This is a genomic window from Streptomyces bathyalis (assembly GCF_015910445.1).
In the GTDB taxonomy this organism is placed as follows: domain Bacteria; phylum Actinomycetota; class Actinomycetes; order Streptomycetales; family Streptomycetaceae; genus Streptomyces; species Streptomyces bathyalis.
The window spans coordinates 2881554-2898766 of sequence record NZ_CP048882.1 but is presented as its reverse complement, the minus strand read 5'-3'; the positions used below and the strand labels follow the sequence as shown (position 1 = coordinate 2898766).

The 17213-nt window shown below is 70.8% G+C and carries 13 protein-coding genes; 7 read left to right on the top strand and 6 right to left on the bottom strand.

From position 1 onward, the window contains the following. Positions 1-140 precede the first annotated feature (140 nt). The gene (locus tag G4Z16_RS12530) at positions 141-683 is read left to right on the top strand and encodes a hypothetical protein (RefSeq protein WP_197350866.1); all 543 of its coding nucleotides are present in this window, start codon (positions 141-143) and stop codon (positions 681-683) included. A gap of 838 nt (positions 684-1521) precedes the next feature. Here the strand turns inward: G4Z16_RS12530 and G4Z16_RS12525 are convergent. After that, a complete protein-coding gene (locus G4Z16_RS12525; protein WP_197350865.1) occupies positions 1522-2445 on the bottom strand; it encodes a fumarylacetoacetate hydrolase family protein in 924 nt (307 codons plus the stop codon). After that, positions 2420-3814 carry an MFS transporter gene (locus G4Z16_RS12520; protein WP_197350864.1) on the bottom strand — a complete coding sequence of 465 codons (1395 nt, stop codon included), beginning with the start codon at positions 3812-3814 and terminating at the stop codon, positions 2420-2422. Before G4Z16_RS12520 ends, G4Z16_RS12525 begins: the two co-directional genes overlap by 26 nt. A gap of 366 nt (positions 3815-4180) precedes the next feature. Here G4Z16_RS12520 and G4Z16_RS12515 point away from each other — a divergent pair, with 366 nt between their 5' ends. Further along, on the top strand, positions 4181-5533 hold the full coding sequence (locus G4Z16_RS12515; protein WP_197350863.1) for an enolase C-terminal domain-like protein: 1353 nt from the start codon (positions 4181-4183) through the stop codon (positions 5531-5533). A 5-nt stretch (positions 5534-5538) separates the two neighbouring features. Next, positions 5539-6315 (top strand): FadR/GntR family transcriptional regulator, encoded by a 777-nt coding sequence (locus tag G4Z16_RS12510; protein ID WP_197350862.1) that lies wholly within the window; start codon positions 5539-5541, stop codon positions 6313-6315. A 66-nt stretch (positions 6316-6381) separates the two neighbouring features. On the opposite strand, the gene fahA is transcribed toward G4Z16_RS12510, so the two are convergent. Continuing rightward, a complete protein-coding gene (gene fahA / locus G4Z16_RS12505) occupies positions 6382-7608 on the bottom strand; it encodes a fumarylacetoacetase (RefSeq protein WP_246530817.1) in 1227 nt (408 codons plus the stop codon). Between the two features lie 329 nt (positions 7609-7937). On the opposite strand from fahA, the gene G4Z16_RS12500 reads away from it, so the two are divergent. The 4 genes from G4Z16_RS12500 to G4Z16_RS12485 all read left to right on the top strand — a co-directional run bounded on the left by G4Z16_RS12500 (position 7938) and on the right by G4Z16_RS12485 (position 12735). Then, a complete protein-coding gene (locus G4Z16_RS12500; protein WP_197350861.1) occupies positions 7938-8951 on the top strand; it encodes a polyprenyl synthetase family protein in 1014 nt (337 codons plus the stop codon). Positions 8952-9371: 420 nt separating this feature from the next. Next, the gene (locus G4Z16_RS12495; protein ID WP_197350860.1) at positions 9372-10739 is read left to right on the top strand and encodes a LolA family protein; all 1368 of its coding nucleotides are present in this window, start codon (positions 9372-9374) and stop codon (positions 10737-10739) included. 108 nt (positions 10740-10847) lie between these two features. Next, positions 10848-11840 carry an ABC transporter ATP-binding protein gene (locus tag G4Z16_RS12490; protein ID WP_197350859.1) on the top strand — a complete coding sequence of 331 codons (993 nt, stop codon included), beginning with the start codon at positions 10848-10850 and terminating at the stop codon, positions 11838-11840. Next, complete coding sequence (locus G4Z16_RS12485) at positions 11827-12735, top strand: ABC transporter permease (RefSeq protein WP_197350858.1); 909 nt, start codon at positions 11827-11829, stop codon at positions 12733-12735. Before G4Z16_RS12490 ends, G4Z16_RS12485 begins: the two co-directional genes overlap by 14 nt. Here G4Z16_RS12485 and rarD read toward each other — a convergent pair. The 3 genes from rarD to G4Z16_RS12470 form a co-directional block, all read right to left on the bottom strand. Continuing rightward, a complete protein-coding gene (gene rarD, locus G4Z16_RS12480; RefSeq protein WP_246530816.1) occupies positions 12725-13777 on the bottom strand; it encodes an EamA family transporter RarD in 1053 nt (350 codons plus the stop codon). The genes G4Z16_RS12485 and rarD overlap by 11 nt on opposite strands. A 195-nt stretch (positions 13778-13972) precedes the next feature. Continuing rightward, on the bottom strand, positions 13973-15064 hold the full coding sequence (locus G4Z16_RS12475) for a 2-oxoacid:ferredoxin oxidoreductase subunit beta (protein ID WP_197350856.1): 1092 nt from the start codon (positions 15062-15064) through the stop codon (positions 13973-13975). Continuing rightward, positions 15057-17042 (bottom strand): 2-oxoacid:acceptor oxidoreductase subunit alpha, encoded by a 1986-nt coding sequence (locus tag G4Z16_RS12470; RefSeq protein WP_197350855.1) that lies wholly within the window; start codon positions 17040-17042, stop codon positions 15057-15059. The genes G4Z16_RS12475 and G4Z16_RS12470 overlap by 8 nt, the downstream gene beginning before the upstream one ends. Positions 17043-17213: the final 171 nt, after the last annotated feature.

Below are 17213 nucleotides of genomic sequence, written 5' to 3'. Positions count from 1 at the left end.
GGTGAATTTCACGCCACGCCGCTGCCCGGCACCTCCAACGGGGGCCGGGCAGCGGCGTTTTCAGCGGACCGGGCGCCTGCTAGCTTGACGTGGCCCTGCTAAAAGGCGGGCCGGAGCCGGAGAACTGCGAAGGAGTACGCGTGCGCACGACAGCGCGGAGGGCAGCGGGGGCGGTGGCCGTGATCGCGGCCGGCGCGCTGCTGGTGAGCGGCTGCGGAAGCAGCGACGACGACGGCGCCAAGAGCGACAAGGGACAAGGCGGAGGTGGCAAGCCGGAGGCGTCCGCGTCGGAGTCCGCGCAGAAGCCGGACAAGCCGTCCGGCGAGGCCACCGAGCAGGCGCCCGACGACGCGGCGGACGACGGCAACAGCGGCGGGTCCGGCAAGTCCAGCAAGCTGACGGGCATCTGGAAGGCGAAGGGCAAGCAGTACGTGCTCACCTTCGTCGGCGACAAGGTGACGCTGCTGCGCGAGCGGGGGAGGAACTGCACGGGCTCCCTCGGTGACGCGGCGGGGCAGAAGAGCCTGACGCTCAAGTGCCCCGACGGCGGGGACCAGAGCCGTACGAACGGCAAGGTCGGCGCGGTCGAGTCCAAGTCGATCAAGGTGACCTGGAAGGGCGGCACGACGGAGGTCTACGCCCGTGTCTCCGACGTCCCGGTGAAGCTGCCCGAGGAGAACTAACAGGCAGAGAGGCCGGTCCCGGCGCCGACCCGTTGTCGGGCGGACCGGCCGTCAACGCGTCGCGATGGGGCCCGCGTCGGGCGCCGGGCACGGGGTGGCGTGGCTCCCGGCTCCGGTCCTTCGCGTGCCGCACGGCGGAGAGAGCCTCGTTCCGGGGGATGAGCGGCCGGTTCCCGTTCCCGCCGGGCGGGGAACGGAGGACCGATCCGGGGGCCGGCGTCAGGGCCTCGTCCGCTCGGCAACGACGAGGGCCAAAGCGGCTTCCAGGCAGACCCGGACCATCACGACGACGGCAACTCCGGTGGACGCGAGCACACCCGTGCCCCGATGGGCGGTAACTGCCGCGCACGTGGTGGCACTTGTCACCTGCCCACCGGGCTGTGGCGTCTCGCGCCCGCACTCGGGCTGCACGAACGAGGGGTACGCGGACCTCGCGCTCGACGCGACCGGCCCACGCGACCGGCCCACGCGACCGGCACGGCCCACGTGATCGGACTGAGCGTCGTGAGCGAGCCGCCGGCGCTGCCCGTGCTCGGCCTCGTCCCGCCGTGGTGCGAGAGGGCGCCGCACCGGGTGCCCCTGCTCGGCGGGCGTGCCGTGAGGCCCATGGCCGCCGTGGTCCCGGCGTACCTCGGAGCGGCCGCGCCGACGGCGCTGTGGACCCCGATGCCGCTGTGGTGGCACGACCGCACGACGACGACGCCTGGCACGCACGTTCGCTGCGTTGTCGTTCGTCGGCGCAGCCCGCTGCGCTCTCCTCCTCCGCTTTGCGTCCGCACGCACCAGACACCGCGACCCACGTCCTGACGGACGTACGACGCTATTTGTCAGACAGGGCCTAGCCCTGCCGGTCCCGCCGCACCAACGGCCGGTCCACCGCCTCGACGAGCCAGTCCAGCATGGCCTGGTCACCGACGACCGGGTTGGACAGCACGCCCACACCCTCGATCTCGATGCGTGCCGTGTCGCCGCCCTTCAGCGTGAAGTCCATGCTGGGGACGATGCCGGTGCCGGTCGCCAGCACGGCGCCCTCGGGGAACGGCTGGGCGTGCCAGAGGTACTTGGCCAGGCCGTGCGGGTCGCGGTGGAAGGCGGCCGTCGAGGTCTCGCCCTCGAAGGCCACGGCACCGTCGCGGCTGATCGTGAGGGTGATCCGCAGCGCGGAGACGTCTTCGAGCTCCCAGGCGGGCACGATGCCGGAGGAGACCGCGGCGCTTCCGCCGTAGATCTTCGCCTGGGGCAGGTAGAGGGGATTCTCGCCCTCGATCGAGCGGGAGCTGACGTCGTCCGTGACCACGTAACCCACGGTCTCGCCCTGCCTGTTGAGGACGAGCCCGAGTTCGGGCTCGGGCACGTTCAGCTCGGAGTCGTCCCGTACGGCGATCGGCTCGCCGTCGGTGACGATCCGCCAGGGCTGCGCCTTGAAGAAGAGTTCGGGGCGCTCGGCCTCGTAGACACGCTCGTAGATGGACTGCTCGGTGCTCTCGGCGACGCGCGCCTCGCGTGAGCGCTCGTAGGTGACGCCGGCCGCCCACAGCTCCATCATTCCGTCCAGCGGCGGCAGCAGCACCACGTCGCCCTCGGCGAAGACGGCGGGCGTGCCTGCGGCGCTCTCGACCAGGGAGCGAAGCTCCCCTGCGGACAGCCGCAGCAGGTCGGCGATGCGCCGTGTGCCGTCGAACGTGCGGATGGCTCCGGTGCCGTCCGCGACGCCGGTACGTATGGTTCCGCTGTCGTCAGCGAATCGCACGATGCGTGTCATCGCTGCTCCTTTCTGCCTGTTGCGTTCCGGTGTGTGCTGCTGCCCGCCGTGCCGGGTCCGGCTGCGCGCCGCCCGGCCCTTCCGGGGTGGAGTGCCGCTGCGTGCCCGCCCAGCGGAAACCTGTGACGACGAGGGCCCCGGCGGTCACCACGGCGGCGATGGCGTACAGCCCGTTCGCGCCGGAGCCGGTGCCCTCCTCGATGGAGCCCATGAGGTACGGGCCCAGGAAGCCGCCGAGGTTGCCGAACCCGGAGATGAGGGCGATCGTGCCGGCCATCTGCGCGCCGGAGAGGATCGTGGGCGGCACCGTCCAGAAGACCGGCTGTGCGCCCAGGAAGCCGAACGCCGCGACGCACAGGGCCGCCACGGCGGGCACCGGCGGCAGGAGTACACCGCCGATCAGCCCGGCGACGGTCAGCAGCAGGGCGAGCCGCAGCGGTCCGCGCCGGTTGCCCGTACGGTCCGAGATCCACGGCAGGACGAGGACGCCGAGCAACGCGAACACCCAGGGCAGCGCCGACACGAAGCCGATCCCCAGGTCGCCGAGCCCCTCGATGCGGCCGACGAGGGCGGGCAGCCAGAACGTCACGCCGTAGACGCCGATCTGGATGGCGAAGTAGACGAACATCAGCCGCAGCACCTTGCTGTCGCGGAGCACGCTGCCGGCCTTCGCAGGGACGCGCTGCCGCTCGTCCGGGACGTCTGCGGCGATGCGGTCGGCCAGTAGCTTCCGCTCGGCGGCGCTGAGCCAACGGGCCTGTTCGGGACGGTCGGTGAGCAGCCAGGGCACGGCGAGCGCGACGACGACCGTGGGTGCGCCTTCGAGGATGAACATCCACTTCCAGCCCTCCAGACCGGCAAGACCGTGCAGACCCAGCAGATAGCCGCCGACGGGGTTGCCGATGATGCTGGCGAAGGCGACGGCCGACTGGAACATCCCGGTGGCCTTGCCGCGGTCCTCGGCCGGGAACCAGTAGGTGATGTAGAGGATCACGCCCGGGAAGAAGCCGGCCTCCGCGGCACCGAGCAGGAACCGCAGAGCGTAGAAGCTCGCGGGGCCGTCCACCAGCCCCATCGCACAGGAGAGCAGTCCCCACACGAGCATCAGCAGCGCGAGCCAGCGGCGGGCTCCGAAGCGGTGGAGCACCAGGTTGGACGGGATGCCCAGCACCGCGTAGCCGACGAAGAAGATGCCGGCCCCGAGGCCGAAGGCGGCGGCGTCGATGCCGGCGTCGGTGGCGAGGTGCGACTTGACGAGGGCGACGTTCGTACGGTCGAGGAAGCTGAGCACGAACATCACGAAGAGCGGGGGCAGCAGGCGCCGGGACACCTTGCGGCGTACGGCTTCGGCTGCTGGGGCCTCGTTCATCAAAGGGGCTCCATGGGGACGGCGGAGGCGTGGACGCGCGGATGAGGGCAACGGTGGCGGGGGTGGGAAACACAGCCGATACCGCTGAGACATCTGACCGCTGGAAGGTAGCTTCCACGTCGAACCCTGACAAGGGTTTGTTCATCTGGCCTTATGTCCCGGGAAGGTCGGGGGGAGGTCTGGCGGCGAGGCGAGACATCTGACATCTTGGGTCGTGTCCTGGTCTCGGTGTGCCCCGTGGGCGCCTTCGGGTGATCACCTCGTCCCCCGCGGGCACCGTCGCCCTGGGCCTCGCGGCCCGGGGGGGACCCCCAGGGACCCCGCAGCCCTTCGCCGCCCTCTCGCACGTTTCAGGAGTGAGTGCCGATGACCGCCCGCATCGTCGACGTCGAGACGATCGACGTCCGCTTCCCGACCTCGCGAGCCCTCGACGGCTCCGACGCCATGAACGAGGCGCCCGACTACTCCGCCGCGTACGTGATCCTGCACGTCGGTGACGACGGAGACGGAACGGCGGACGACGCGGGCCCGCAGGTGTCCGAGGGGCACGGTTTCACCTTCACCATCGGCCGGGGAACCGATCTGGCGGTCGGCGCCGCCGAGGCGATCGGCCGGCGCGCCGTCGGCATGTCCGTCGACGAGATCACGGGCGACCTCGGCGGCTTCTCGCGTCACCTCCTCGGCGACAGCCAGCTGCGCTGGCTCGGCCCCGACAAGGGCGCCATCCACCTCGGGGCGGCCGCGGTCATCAACGCGGCCTGGGACCTGGCGGCTAAGCGTGCCGGCAAGCCCGTGTGGAAGCTGCTGGCCGACTTCACCCCGCGCCAGATCGTCGACCTCGTCGACTGGCGTTACCTCAAGGACGCGCTCACACCGGAGGCGGCCCTGGAGCTGCTGGAGTCCAGGGTGCCCGGCCGGGCCGAGCGCGAGGCGTACGTCCGCGAGCACGGCTACCCCGCCTACACCACCAGCGCGGGCTGGCTCGGCTACGACGACGAGAAGCTGGCGCGGCTGTGCCGCGAGGCCGTCGAGCAGGGCTGGGACTCGGTCAAGCTGAAGGTCGGCGCGAACATCGACGACGACGTTCGCCGCTGCCGCATCGCCCGCGAGATCATCGGGCCCGACCGCCGTCTGATGATCGACGCGAACCAGACGCTCGGCGTCGACGAGGCGATCGAATGGGCCGACGCGCTCAAGGAGTTCGACATCTGGTGGTTCGAGGAGCCGACCAGCCCGGACGACGTGCTCGGCCACGCCGCCATCCAGTGCCGCATCGCCCCCGTCCACGTCGCCACCGGCGAACACGCCCACAACGCCGTGATGTTCAAGCAGTTCCTCCAAGCGGAGGCGATCGGCATCTGCCAGATCGACGCGTGCCGGCTCGGCGGCGTCAACGAGGCGGTCGCCGCCCTCCTGCTGGCCGCGGCGCACGGCGTGCCTGTGTGTCCGCACGCCGGCGGTGTCGGCCTGTGCGAACTGGTGCAGCACCTCTCGGTCTTCGACTACGTGGCGGTCAGCGGCTCCATGGAGGACCGCGTCGTCGAGTACGTCGACCACCTGCACGAGCACTTCCACGACCCGGTACGGGTCGAGGGCTCCCGCTACCGCGTGCCCGAAGCCCCCGGCTACAGCGCCCAGATCCGCCGCGAGACGCTGGAGGCCCACCGCTTCCCGGACGGGCCGGTGTGGAGCGACGACGCGGCCCCGGTGACATCCTGACCGGCATGACTTCCGACAGAGCCGGCGAGGACGGCGAGACGAGCGGAGCCGGCGACCCGGGTGCGAACGGTGTCGGCAGCGTCGTGGACGTGGCGATCAGCCGCCTGAAACAGCGCATCGGCAGCGGAGAGTTCGCCCCCGGGCACAGGCTGCCTCCCGAGTCGGTGCTCGCCGGTGAACTGGAGCTGTCCCGTCCCTCGCTGCGCGAGGCCGTGCGGGCGCTGGCCATGGCCGGAGTCCTCGAAGTGCGGCGCGGCGACGGCACGTTCGTCACCGACCTGCGTCCCGAACGGCTCATGAGCGCCATCGGCAGCTTCCTCGATCTCGCCCAGGACACCGCCCTGGACGAGATGCTCGAGTGCCGCAAGGTGCTGGAGCCCGGCGCCACCGCCATCGCCGCGACCCGCATCGACGACGCAGCGCTCGACGGGCTGCTGGAGCGCATCGAGCGCATGCGAACGATGCAGGATCCTCGCGAACTCGTCCGCGAGGACCTGGCGTTCCACGCCGACATCGTCGCTGCGACGGGCAACCGCACCCTTCAGTCGCTGGTCTCCTCCGTCAGCAACAGGACGGCCAGGGCCCGCACTTGGCGGGCCCTGGTCAAGTCCGACGTGCTCGCCTGGACTCATCAGCAGCACATGGACATCCATGCCGCGCTGCGCGCCCGTGACAGCCTCGGCGCCTTCGCGGCGGCGAGCCGCCACGTCAACGACGTGGAGACGTGGGTGCGCGAACGACTCGATGCGGTACGGGAGACGCCCGGAGGGCCCCTGGGCTGAGGCCCCGCGACGTTCGGACAGCAGGCAGGGCGTGCCGGGGGCGGAACCCCGGCACGTCCCGGGCCCCTACCGCGCGGGACGCACCGTGCCGGTGACCTCGCCCAGCCCGATGCGGCTGCCGCCGGGTCCCGGCGCCCATGCGGAGAGCGTCACCTCGTCCCCGTCCTCCAGGAACCCCCGGCTCCCGTCGGGCAGTTCGAGGGGTTCCTTGCCGCCCCACGTCAGCTCCAGCAGGCAGCCGCGCTGCGAGCGCTCCGGCCCGCTCACGGTGCCGGAGGCGTAGAGGTCGCCCGTGCGCAGCGAGGCTCCGTTCACGGTCATGTGCGCGAGCTGCTGCGCGGCGGTCCAGTACATCGCGGAGAACGGCGGCTCGGAGACCGCGTGACCGTTGATGCTCACGGTGATGCGCAGATCGATGCCGCCGGGCTCCGGCTCGGCCGAGTCGTCCAGGTAGGGCAGCAGCGGCACGTCGCGGGCGGGCGGCGCGGTGCGGGCGGCGTCCAGGGCGTCGAGCGGAGTGATCCACGCGGAGACGGACGTCGCGAAGGACTTGCCGAGGAAGGGGCCGAGCGGCACGTACTCCCAGCCCTGGATGTCGCGCGCCGACCAGTCGTTGAGGAGCGTCACGCCGAAGACGTGGTCGCGGAAGCCGGAGAGCGGCACGCTGTCGGTGTGCGCGGATGGGGTGCCGACGACGAAGCCGACCTCGGCCTCGATGTCGAGCCGCCGCGAGGCGCCGAAGACCGGCGCGTTCTCGGTGGGCGGCTTGCGCTGGCCCTTGGGCCGCACGACAGGTGTGCCGGAGACGACGACGGTGCCCGCGCGGCCGTGGTAGCCGATGGGCAGGTGCTTCCAATTGGCCGGCAGCGCGGCGCTGTCGGGCCGGAAGATCTTTCCGACGTTCGTGGCGTGGTGCTCACTGGCGTAGAAGTCGACGTAGTCGGAGACCTCGAAGGGCAGACGCATCGTCACGTCCGCCAGGGGCCGCAGGAACCGGCTCGCGGTCTCCCGGTGCCCGGGCGCGGTCAGCCACTCGCGCAGCTCCCCGCGCACCGCCTGCCACACGGGACGTCCCGCCGCCATCAGGGGCCCCAGCAGCGGCTGCCGCAGGAGATCCGCGTGCGCCGAGCCGAAGGCCGCCGCGGCACCGCCCGCGTCCAGCACGTGGTCGCCGTAGCGCACGACTATGTGCGGCCGGCCGGGGTCTTCGGGGGTGGTGCACACGCCGTACGGGAGGTTGTCCGGGCCGAAGGGGTCGCCCTCGGGCAGGTCCAGCGGTCTTGCGTCTGTCACGGTGCCTCGCCTTCGAGATCGTCGCCGGTCACGGGCGAGCTCAGCGTACGGGCACCGCGGCGGGCCGTTCGCGCAAGGGCTCCCGTACGGCAGAGGGCGGCGAGGGCCCGGCGGGACGCGGTGCGAATGCGAGCGGCGGACCGGGGAGAACGGCGCAGCGCACGGCCCGGGACGCCCCGCTGCGGGGCCCATGTGCGTGAGGGCATACGCGCCCACGGAGATCGACACGCGACCGGATACGCTGCCCGTGATGGCGACGACCCGAAAGTGAAAGCAGTGAGCGTTCCCCGTGTTCGCTCCTTCGTCGTATGCAGACAGGAGACCCCCTCGTGACCGAAGTCGGGCCCTTCGGACTGACCGTGCGGGACAAGGCTCTCGAAGCCGATGTCCAGGCGGGGTTGGCTGCTGTCGAAGAAGGCCTCTTCGAGGCCACGAAGAGCGACGTCCCGTTCATAACGGGCGCCGCGCAGCACCTGGTTCGCGCCGGCGGGAAACGCTTCCGGCCTCTTCTGGTGATGCTCGGCGCACAGTTCGGCGACCCGCACGCGCCCGGCGTGGTGCCCTCGGCCGTCGTGGTGGAGCTGACGCACCTGGCGACGCTCTACCACGACGACGTGATGGACGAGGCGGACGTGAGGCGCGGAGTCCCCAGCGCCAACGTCAACTGGACCAACTCGGTGGCGGTGCTCACCGGTGACTATCTCTTCGCCCGCGCCTCCCACATCCTCGCCGACCTCGGTCCCGAGGCCGTCCGCATCCAGGCGGAGGCGTTCGAGCGGCTGGTCACCGGGCAGATCATGGAGACCGCCGGTCCCGGCGAGGGCCGCGACCCGGTGCAGCACTATCTGGACGTCATCGCGGGCAAGACGGGCTCGCTGATCGCGGTTGCCGGACGCTTCGGGGCGCTGATGGCCGGGGCGGAAGAGAGCGTCGTGTCCATCCTCACCCAGTACGGGGAGCGGATCGGCACCGCCTTCCAACTCGCGGACGACGTACTCGACATCGCGAGCGACTCCCACGAGTCCGGCAAGACGCCCGGCACCGACCTGCGCGAGGGCATCCCCACCCTCCCGGTGCTGCATCTCCAGGCACGTGCCGCCTCCCCGGAGGCCACGCCCGAGGACCGGGCGCTGCTCGAACTGCTCGGAGGCGATCTGACGGACGACGCCCGTCACGCCGAGGCCCTCACGGGACTGCGGGCGCACCCCGCCCTGGAGCAGGCCCGTCAGGACACCATCCGCTACGCGAACGAGGCGCGCGAGACGCTGATGCCGCTGCCCGACTGCGCGGCCAAGGCGGCGCTTTCGCAGCTGTGCGACGCCGTCGTGCACCGCGCCGCCTGAGGGTCCGCCCCACCCGCGTACGACTCCGCGTCAACCTCTGCGCAAAGCCCGCGTCACCTGCGGCGTTCGGGTCCGCACACCGGTCGGCCATGCACCGCGGGGCGCCTGAACGATTCAGGGATGGCCCCCATCGGCGGCCTCCGCACGGGGGACATGCGCCGCCGCCTCTCCACCCGCAGGAGTACGCGGACTTGCCTCTTCGGGCGGACGCCAAACGCTCACCGGTTTGGTGCCATTGAGACTCCACCCCGCACGTTCCCGTGGAATTCGGGGACAATGGCCGAGCGGGAGTGGGTCTCCCCGCCGAAGGCAGGCGTGGGGTCTCCCCGCCGAAGGCAGGCGTGGGGTCTCCCCGCCGAAGGCAGGGGACGGACGAGTGCACGTACAGAACCGGCCACCGACCCGGAGGTAGGGCACGACATGGCACAGATCCAACCGAGGACATCCGGCAGGAAGGCCGTCCGGTACGGGATACCGGTCGGTGTCGCGGGAATCGCCGCGGTGACCATCGGACTCGTCCCGGCGCTCGCGGACGTCGGTGCCCCCGATCTGCCGAAGATCTCGGCGGAGGAGCTGGTGGCGAAGATGGCCGCGTCCGACACCCAGCACATGTCGGGCACCGTGAAGATCAGCACCGACCTGGGCCTGCCCGAGCTGCCCGGCGCCGCCGACGGGAGCGGGAAGCAGGGCGGCCTGTTCGGCGGCGGCCCGCACGGTGACGGCGAGCGCGGCGAGCACGGCGGCAAGGGCGGGGTGGCCGAACCCCAGGAGAAGCTGATGGAGCTTGCTTCCGGCGAGCACACCCTCCGCGTCGCCGCTGACGGCCCGGACAAGCAGCGCGTCTCCCTCGTCGAGGACGCGTCCGAGTACAGCTTCATCCACAACGGCGACGAGGTGTGGACGTACGACAGCGGTTCCGACTCCGCCTTCCACGCGAAGGCACCGGAGGGCGCCGCGGGCAAGCACGGCAAGCACGGCAAGCACGGCAAGCACGGCAAGCACGGCAAGGGCCACGGCGGGATGCCGGGCGGTGGCGGGATCGGCGACGTCACACCGCAGGAGGCGGCCAAACAGGCGCTGAAGGCGGCGGACGACTCCACCTCCGTGACCGTCGACGGCACGGCGCAGGTGGCCGGCCGTGACGCGTACCAGCTGGTGATCAAGCCGAAGGGTGCCCAGCACTCGACCGTCGACTCCATCCGGATCGCGGTCGATGCGGAGAACGGCACACCACTGACATTCACCCTCGCCCCGAAGGGCGGTGGCGAACCGGTCGTCGATGTGCGGTACACCAAGGTCGACTTCGGCAAGCCGGACGCCGGAACCTTCGAATTCAAGCCGCCGAAGGGCACCGACGTCACCGAGGCGCCGCACGGAAGGCCACCGCGCGAGCACCCGGGCAGGCCGGGAGCCGCCGAGAGGTTCGACAAGCTGCAGAAGCACGGCAAGGGCGAGAAGTTCAAGGACTTCGAGAAGGGCGAGGGGCTCGGCCTCTCCGGACTGAAGACGCTCGGCAAGGGCTGGGGCTCCGTCGCCGAGATCGACATGGGGAAGGGCGGGGCGAGCGGCATGCCCGGCGCCCCGGCACCCCGCGGCGAGGACGGCAAGTCGCCGCAGGCCGACGGGCTTCTCGACAGCTTCACCGAGAAGGCCAAGGGCGACTTCGGCACCGGACGGATCTTCCACACCCGGCTCGTCAACGCCCTGATGACGGACGACGGAAAGGTCTACGTGGGCGCCGTGACGAAGGAGGGCCTGATCAAGGCCGCCGACGCCGCTGCCAAGTGACCTCCTCCTTCGGCAAGTCGTGAACGGCCGTCCGTCCCCATCGCCCGCACCGGGTGGTGGGGACGGACGGTCGCGCAGGCAGTTGCACCGACAGACCACGGGAGCGCCATGGCTCAGCCGTCCCACGCAGCGGTCATCGAGACGCGCGGGCTCAGCAAGCGCTACCGGGGTGGTCAACTCGCCGTCGACGGGCTCGACCTGGCCGTTCCCCGCGGCAGCGTCTTCGGCTTCCTCGGGCCCAACGGCTCGGGCAAGACCACCACGATCCGCATGCTGCTCGGCCTCATCGACGCCACCGAGGGCGCCGTACATGTGCTGGGCGAGCCGATGCCGTCCACGGCCCGGCGTGTGCTGCCGCGCGTAGGTGCGCTCATCGAGGGGCCCGCGCTCTACGGCTTCCTCTCCGGGCGGGCCAATCTCCACCGCTACGACGCCGCTGATCCCACGGCAGATCCCCGTACCCGCAAGGCCAGGGTCGAGGGCGCGCTGGAGCGTGTCGGGCTCTCGGCGGCGTCGGGCAAGAAGGCGAAGGCGTACTCGCTCGGCATGAAGCAGCGCCTGGGTATCGCCGCTGCTCTGCTGAAGCCGCGCGAACTGCTGGTGCTGGACGAGCCGACGAACGGCCTCGACCCCCAGGGCATGCGCGAAATCCGTTCACTCGTACGGGCGTTGGCGCAGGACGGCACCACCGTCTTCCTCTCCTCCCACCTCCTGGACGAGATCGAGCAGGTCTGCACCCACACGGCGGTGATGAACCGGGGGCGGCTCGTCACGCAGGGAACCGTCGCCGATATGTCGGCGGGCGCCCGCGGCCGGGTCACCGTCACCACACCGGACGGCGCCGATGCCGCGCGCGTACTGAAGGAGCACGGCGTTGCCGACCTGACGGTGCTCGGCGACGAGGTCACGGGCGAACTTCCGCTGACGGAGGCGGCGCGAAGACCCGGATCGCCGGATACGGCCGGCGTGCCGGATCTCGCCGACCTGAACGCGGCGCTCGTACGGTCCGGGGTCCGCGTGCGGGGCTTCGGCGTGACGCGCGCGTCGCTGGAGGACATCTTCGTCTCGCTCACAGGGGAGGGCTTCGATGTCGCGGGCTGATGTCATCGGCGGTGTCTCCGGCTCTCCCCGGACCGTTGCGCCGCAGGAGGAGAAGAGCCGCCTGCGCACGTCCGGTCTGCTGCGCAGCGAACTGCTCACGACCTTCCGCCGCTGGCGCACCGTCACGCTGCTGGGTGTGCTCGCGGTGATCCCGGTGCTGGTGGGTATCGCGGTCAAGATCGAGACGGGGGACGGGGGTTCGGGCGGCGGAGGCGACGGCGGCGGACCGGCGTTCATTTCGCAGATCACCAACAACGGCCTGTTCCTCGTCTTCACCTCGCTCGCCGCCACGCTGCCCTTCTTCCTGCCGATGACGGTCGGCGTCGTCGCGGGTGACTCGGTGGCCGGCGAGGCCAACGCGGGGACTCTGCGCTATCTCCTGGTCGCTCCGGCGGGACGCACGCGGCTGCTGCTGGTGAAGTTCGCGGGCACGATGGTCTTCTGCTTCGCCGCGACCCTCGTCGTCGCGGTCTTCGCCCTCGCCACGGGCGCGGTCCTCTTCCCGCTCGGTGAGGTCACCCTGCTGTCGGGGACGACGGTCCCCCTCTCCGAGGGCCTGCTGCGCGCGCTGGCCATCGCGGTGGCCGTGGCCGTCTCGCTGGCCGGGCTGGCCGCTCTCGGTCTGTTCATCTCGACCCTCACGAACAGCGGGATCGCCGCGATGGCGGCCACTGTGGGTCTGCTGCTCATGGTTCAGATCGTGGACACCATCCCGCAGTTGCACGCCGTGCAGCCCTACCTCTTCCCGCACTACTGGCTGAGCTTCGCGGACCTGCTGCGCGACCCCGTCTACTGGGACGAGCTGGTGAAGAACTTCGGCCTCCAGGCGCTGTACACGGCCGTGTTCGGCTCCGCGGCCTGGGCGCGGTTCACCGTCCGCGACATCACTGCCTAGAGCTGGGCTGCGAGGACGGGGACGGGGGCGCCGCCGGTGAGGACGCGGAGGCGGCCGTCGAGGAGGAGGGGGCAGAAGACGTGGAGGTGGCCGGGGTCCGGTCCCCGGTCGCCGCGGACTCCTCCGCACGCGCCGCGGCCTTCCGCAGCTCCTCGCGTGCCCGGCGCCTGGTGCGCAGCGCGTCCCAGGTGAGCACGCACAGCGCGAACCAGACCAGTACGAAGCCGGCCCAGCGCTCCGGCGGCATCTCCTCGTGGAAGGCCAGCAGTCCCAGCACGAACATCAGCGCCGGCGCCACGTACTGGAGCAGTCCGACGGTGGAGAGCGGCAGCCGCACGGCCGCGCTCCCGAAGAAGATCAGCGGAACCGCGGTGACCACACCGGAGACGGCGAGCAGCAACGCGTGGCCCACGCCGCCGGAGATGAACGAACCCTCACCCCTGGCACCGAGGTAGATCAGGAAGCCCATGGCGGGCACGAACTGGACGGCGGTCTCGGCGCTGAAGCTGTCGACACCGTCCAGCAGGATGCGCTTCTTGACGAGCCCGTACGTGGCGAAGCAGAGGGCGAGCGCGATCGACAGCCACGGCACCTGCCCGTACCCGATGCTGAGGACGGTCACCGCGACACCGCCGATGCCCACGGCTGTCCACTGAGCGGGCCGCAGCCGTTCACGCAGCAGCAGCACGCCGAACGCGATGGAGACCAGCGGATTGATGAAGTAGCCGAGGGAGGACTCCAGGACCCTGCCGACGCTCACCGACCAGATGAACAGCCCCCAGTTCACGGAGATCGCCGCGGCGGCAACGACGACGAGGCCGAGCCGCTTGGGCTGCCGCAGCAGCGGACGGATCCATGACCAGCGCCGCAGCACGGCGAGCAGCACCAGTGCCGTCGGCAGGGACCACACCATCCGGTGTGCGAGCACCTCGCCGGGGTTGGTGGATTCCAGCAGGTGCCAGTAGAGCGGGAGGATCCCCCAGAGGCCGTAGGCCGCGAAGCCGTAGAGAAGGCCGGTGCGCTGGTCGCTTCGGGTTCCCACGAACCGTCCTCCTCGGGTCTCGGAAGAGCCGCCGATGCCGCATCGACCGTAACGCCCGCGGAAAGCAGCTGTCATCTCCGTTTCACATGACGGTACTGACAGCGCAGCAGGGCTGGGCAGCGGCACCGCCGCACAGTGAGACGCGGCCCCTCCGGAAGGAATCCGGCGGGGCCGCGCCCGAGTTGAACGCTCGCGTCAGCCGGCGACAGTCCAGTTGTCGTTGCCCGCGAGCAGCGCCCCGAGGTCACCCTTGCCCTGGTTCTCCACGGCCGCCTCGAGCTGCGTGTTCATGTCCGCGTCGTACACGGGCCGGTTCACGTCCCTGAGCACCCCGATCGGCGTGCGGTGCAGGGTCTCCGGGTCGGCCAGGCGCGAGAGCGCGAACGCCGTCGTCGGGGACTCCGCGTACGCGTCGTGCACGAGCACCCCGTCGCTGCCCTCCTCCGCGATGTCGATGACGCGCAGGTCACCGGTGGCCGGGTCGCGGACGACGCCCTTCGAGCCCAGGCCGTCCTCGCCGGGAGCCCCGAAGCGGATCGGTTCGCCGTGCTCCAGGCGGATCACTGCCTCCTGGGCCTGCTGCTTGTCCTTGAGGGCCTCGAACGCACCGTCGTTGAAGATGTTGCAGTTCTGGTAGATCTCCACCAGCGCGGTGCCGTGGTGGTCGGCCGCCGCCCGCAGCGTGCTCGTGAGGTGCTTGCGGTCCGAGTCGACCGTGCGGGCCACGAAGGACGCCTCCGCGCCCAGCGCCAGCGAGACGGGATTGAACGGGGAGTCCAGCGACCCCATCGGCGTCGACTTGGTGATCTTTCCTGTCTCCGACGTGGGGCTGTACTGGCCCTTGGTGAGCCCGTAGATCCGGTTGTTGAAGAGCAGGATCTTCAGGTTCACGTTGCGCCTCAGCGTGTGGATGAGGTGGTTGCCGCCGATGGACAGCGCGTCGCCGTCGCCCGTGACGACCCACACCGACAGGTCGCGCCGCGTGCTCGCGAGGCCGGTGGCGATGGCGGGCGCACGGCCGTGGATCGAGTGCATCCCGTAGGTGTTCATGTAGTACGGGAAGCGGGAGGAGCAGCCGATCCCGGAGACGAAGACGATGTTCTCCTTGGCCAGGCCGAGCTGCGGCATGAAGCCCTGCACGGCGGCCAGTACTGCGTAGTCACCGCAGCCGGGGCACCAGCGCACTTCCTGGTCGGACTTGAAGTCCTTCATGCTCTGCTCGGCTTCGGCCTTCGGCACCAGCGAGAGAGCCTGGCTCTCCCGGGGTGTCCCGGTCGTCTCAGTCATCGAGGGAGGCCTCCTTCAGTGCGGTCGCGAGCTGCTCGGCCTTGAAGGGCATGCCGTTGACCTGGGTGTAGGAGTGGGCGTCGACGAGGTACTCGGCGCGGATCAGGGTGGCCAGCTGGCCCAGGTTCATCTCGGGGATGATCACCCTCTCGTAACGCCTCAGCACAGCGCCGAGGTTGGACGGGAACGGGTTGAGATGGCGCAGGTGTGCCTGCGCGATGTGCTGCCCGTCCCTGCGCAGCCGGCGGACGGCCGCGGTGACCGGCCCGTAGGTCGACCCCCAGCCCAGCACGAGCGTGGTCGCGAGGCCGTCAGGGTCGTCGGCCACGACGTCGGGGACGTCGATGCCGTCGATCTTGGCCTGACGCGTGCGCACCATCAGATCGTGGTTGGCCGGGTCGTAGGAGATGTTGCCGGTACCGTCCTGCTTCTCGATGCCGCCGATGCGGTGTTCGAGGCCGGGCGTGCCCGGTACGGCCCAGGGCCGCGCCAGGGTCTGCGGATCGCGCTTGTACGGCCAGAAGGCCTCGGTGCCGTCGTCGAGGCGGTGGTTCGGCAACTGGGCGAACTGCACGCGCAGGTCCGGCAGTTCACCGGGCTCCGGTACGCGCCACGGTTCGGAGCCGTTGGCGAGGTAGCCGTCGGAGAGCAGGAAGACCGGAGTGCGGTACGTCAGCGCGATGCGCGCCGCCTCCAGGGCCGCGGTGAAGCAGTCGGCCGGCGTGGACGGCGCGATGACCGGCACCGGAGCCTCGCCGTTGCGTCCGTACATGGCCTGGAGCAGGTCGGCCTGCTCGGTCTTCGTGGGGAGACCCGTGGAGGGGCCGCCGCGCTGGATGTCGACGATCAGCAGCGGCAGTTCCAGCGAGACCGCGAGGCCGATGGTCTCCGACTTCAGCGCCACGCCCGGCCCGGAGGTCGTCGTCACGCCGAGCGCGCCGCCGAAGGCCGCGCCCAGCGCTGCGCCGATGCCGGCGATCTCGTCCTCGGCCTGGAACGTGCGCACCCCGAAGTTCTTGTGCCGGGACAGCTCGTGCAGCACGTCCGAGGCGGGGGTGATGGGGTACGAGCCGAGGAAGAGCGGCAGTTCGGACTGCTGGGAGGCGGTGATCAGCCCGTACGCGAGGGCCAGGTTGCCGGAGATGTTCCGGTACGTCCCGGGCGGGAACGCGGTGGTGGCCGGCGCCACCTCGTAGGAGACGGCGAAGTCCTCGGTGGTCTCGCCGAAGTTCCAGCCGGCCCGGTATGCGGCGATGTTGGCCTGGGCCACCTGCGGCTTCTTGGCGAACTTGGTCCGCAGGAAGTGCTCGGTCTGCTCGGTCGGACGGTTGTACATCCACGACAGCAGGCCCAGGGCGAACATGTTCTTCGAGCGGCCCGCGTCCTTGCGGCCGACGTCGAACTCCTTCAGCGCCTCCACGGTCAGCGTGGTGAGCGGCACCTCGTGCACCCGGTAGCCGTCGAGCGAGCCGTCCTCGAGCGGGCTGACGTCGTAGCCGACCTTGGCCATGGCGCGCTTGGTGAACTCGTCGGTGTTGACGATGATCTCCGCGCCGCGCGGCACGTCGCCGATGTTCGCCTTCAGCGCCGCGGGGTTCATCGCGACGAGGACGTTGGGCGCGTCGCCCGGCGTGAGGATGTCGTGGTCCGCGAAGTGCAGCTGGAAGGAGGAGACGCCCGGGAGCGTGCCCGCGGGGGCGCGGATCTCCGCCGGGAAGTTCGGCAGCGTCGAGAGGTCGTTGCCGAAGGAGGCCGTCTCCGAAGTGAAGCGGTCCCCGGTCAGCTGCATTCCGTCGCCCGAGTCTCCGGCGAAGCGGATGATCACGCGTTCCAGGCGCCGCACCTCTTTGCCGGAAGCAGGGCGGGCGCCCCCGTTCGCGCCGACGGCATCGACGGCGTCTGAGCCGTTCGTCCCGCGAGCGGCGGGTTCATCGGCGCCCGGGCGCTGCCCGGCCGGGCTGTTGACCTGGTTGGTCACGGTGGATCGGACCTCCTCGAGGCGGCGTGCTCGCCAGCCATCGTACGTCGGTAAGGGTTACCTTCCCTGGAGTGACCACATCGCGGACGAGTACGTGAGACGCCCGGTGGCCTCCGGATCCGTACCCTGTGCGACTCTCCTCCTCCTTTGCGCCGGCCGCCGTACGCCCTG

Excerpts from the sequence above, each read along its gene's own strand:
- G4Z16_RS12510 (WP_197350862.1), top strand. The coding sequence starts at position 5,539 with ATGACTTCCGACAGAGCCGGCGAGGACGGCGAGACGAGCGGAGCCGGC.
- G4Z16_RS12490 (WP_197350859.1), top strand. The coding sequence starts at position 10,848 with ATGGCTCAGCCGTCCCACGCAGCGGTCATCGAGACGCGCGGGCTCAGC.
- G4Z16_RS12525 (WP_197350865.1), bottom strand. The coding sequence starts at position 2,445 with ATGACACGCATCGTGCGATTCGCTGACGACAGCGGAACCATACGTACC.
- G4Z16_RS12520 (WP_197350864.1), bottom strand. The coding sequence starts at position 3,814 with ATGAACGAGGCCCCAGCAGCCGAAGCCGTACGCCGCAAGGTGTCCCGG.
- G4Z16_RS12485 (WP_197350858.1), top strand. The coding sequence starts at position 11,827 with ATGTCGCGGGCTGATGTCATCGGCGGTGTCTCCGGCTCTCCCCGGACC.
- G4Z16_RS12475 (WP_197350856.1), bottom strand. The coding sequence starts at position 15,064 with ATGACTGAGACGACCGGGACACCCCGGGAGAGCCAGGCTCTCTCGCTG.
- G4Z16_RS12495 (WP_197350860.1), top strand. The coding sequence starts at position 9,372 with ATGGCACAGATCCAACCGAGGACATCCGGCAGGAAGGCCGTCCGGTAC.
- G4Z16_RS12515 (WP_197350863.1), top strand. The coding sequence starts at position 4,181 with ATGACCGCCCGCATCGTCGACGTCGAGACGATCGACGTCCGCTTCCCG.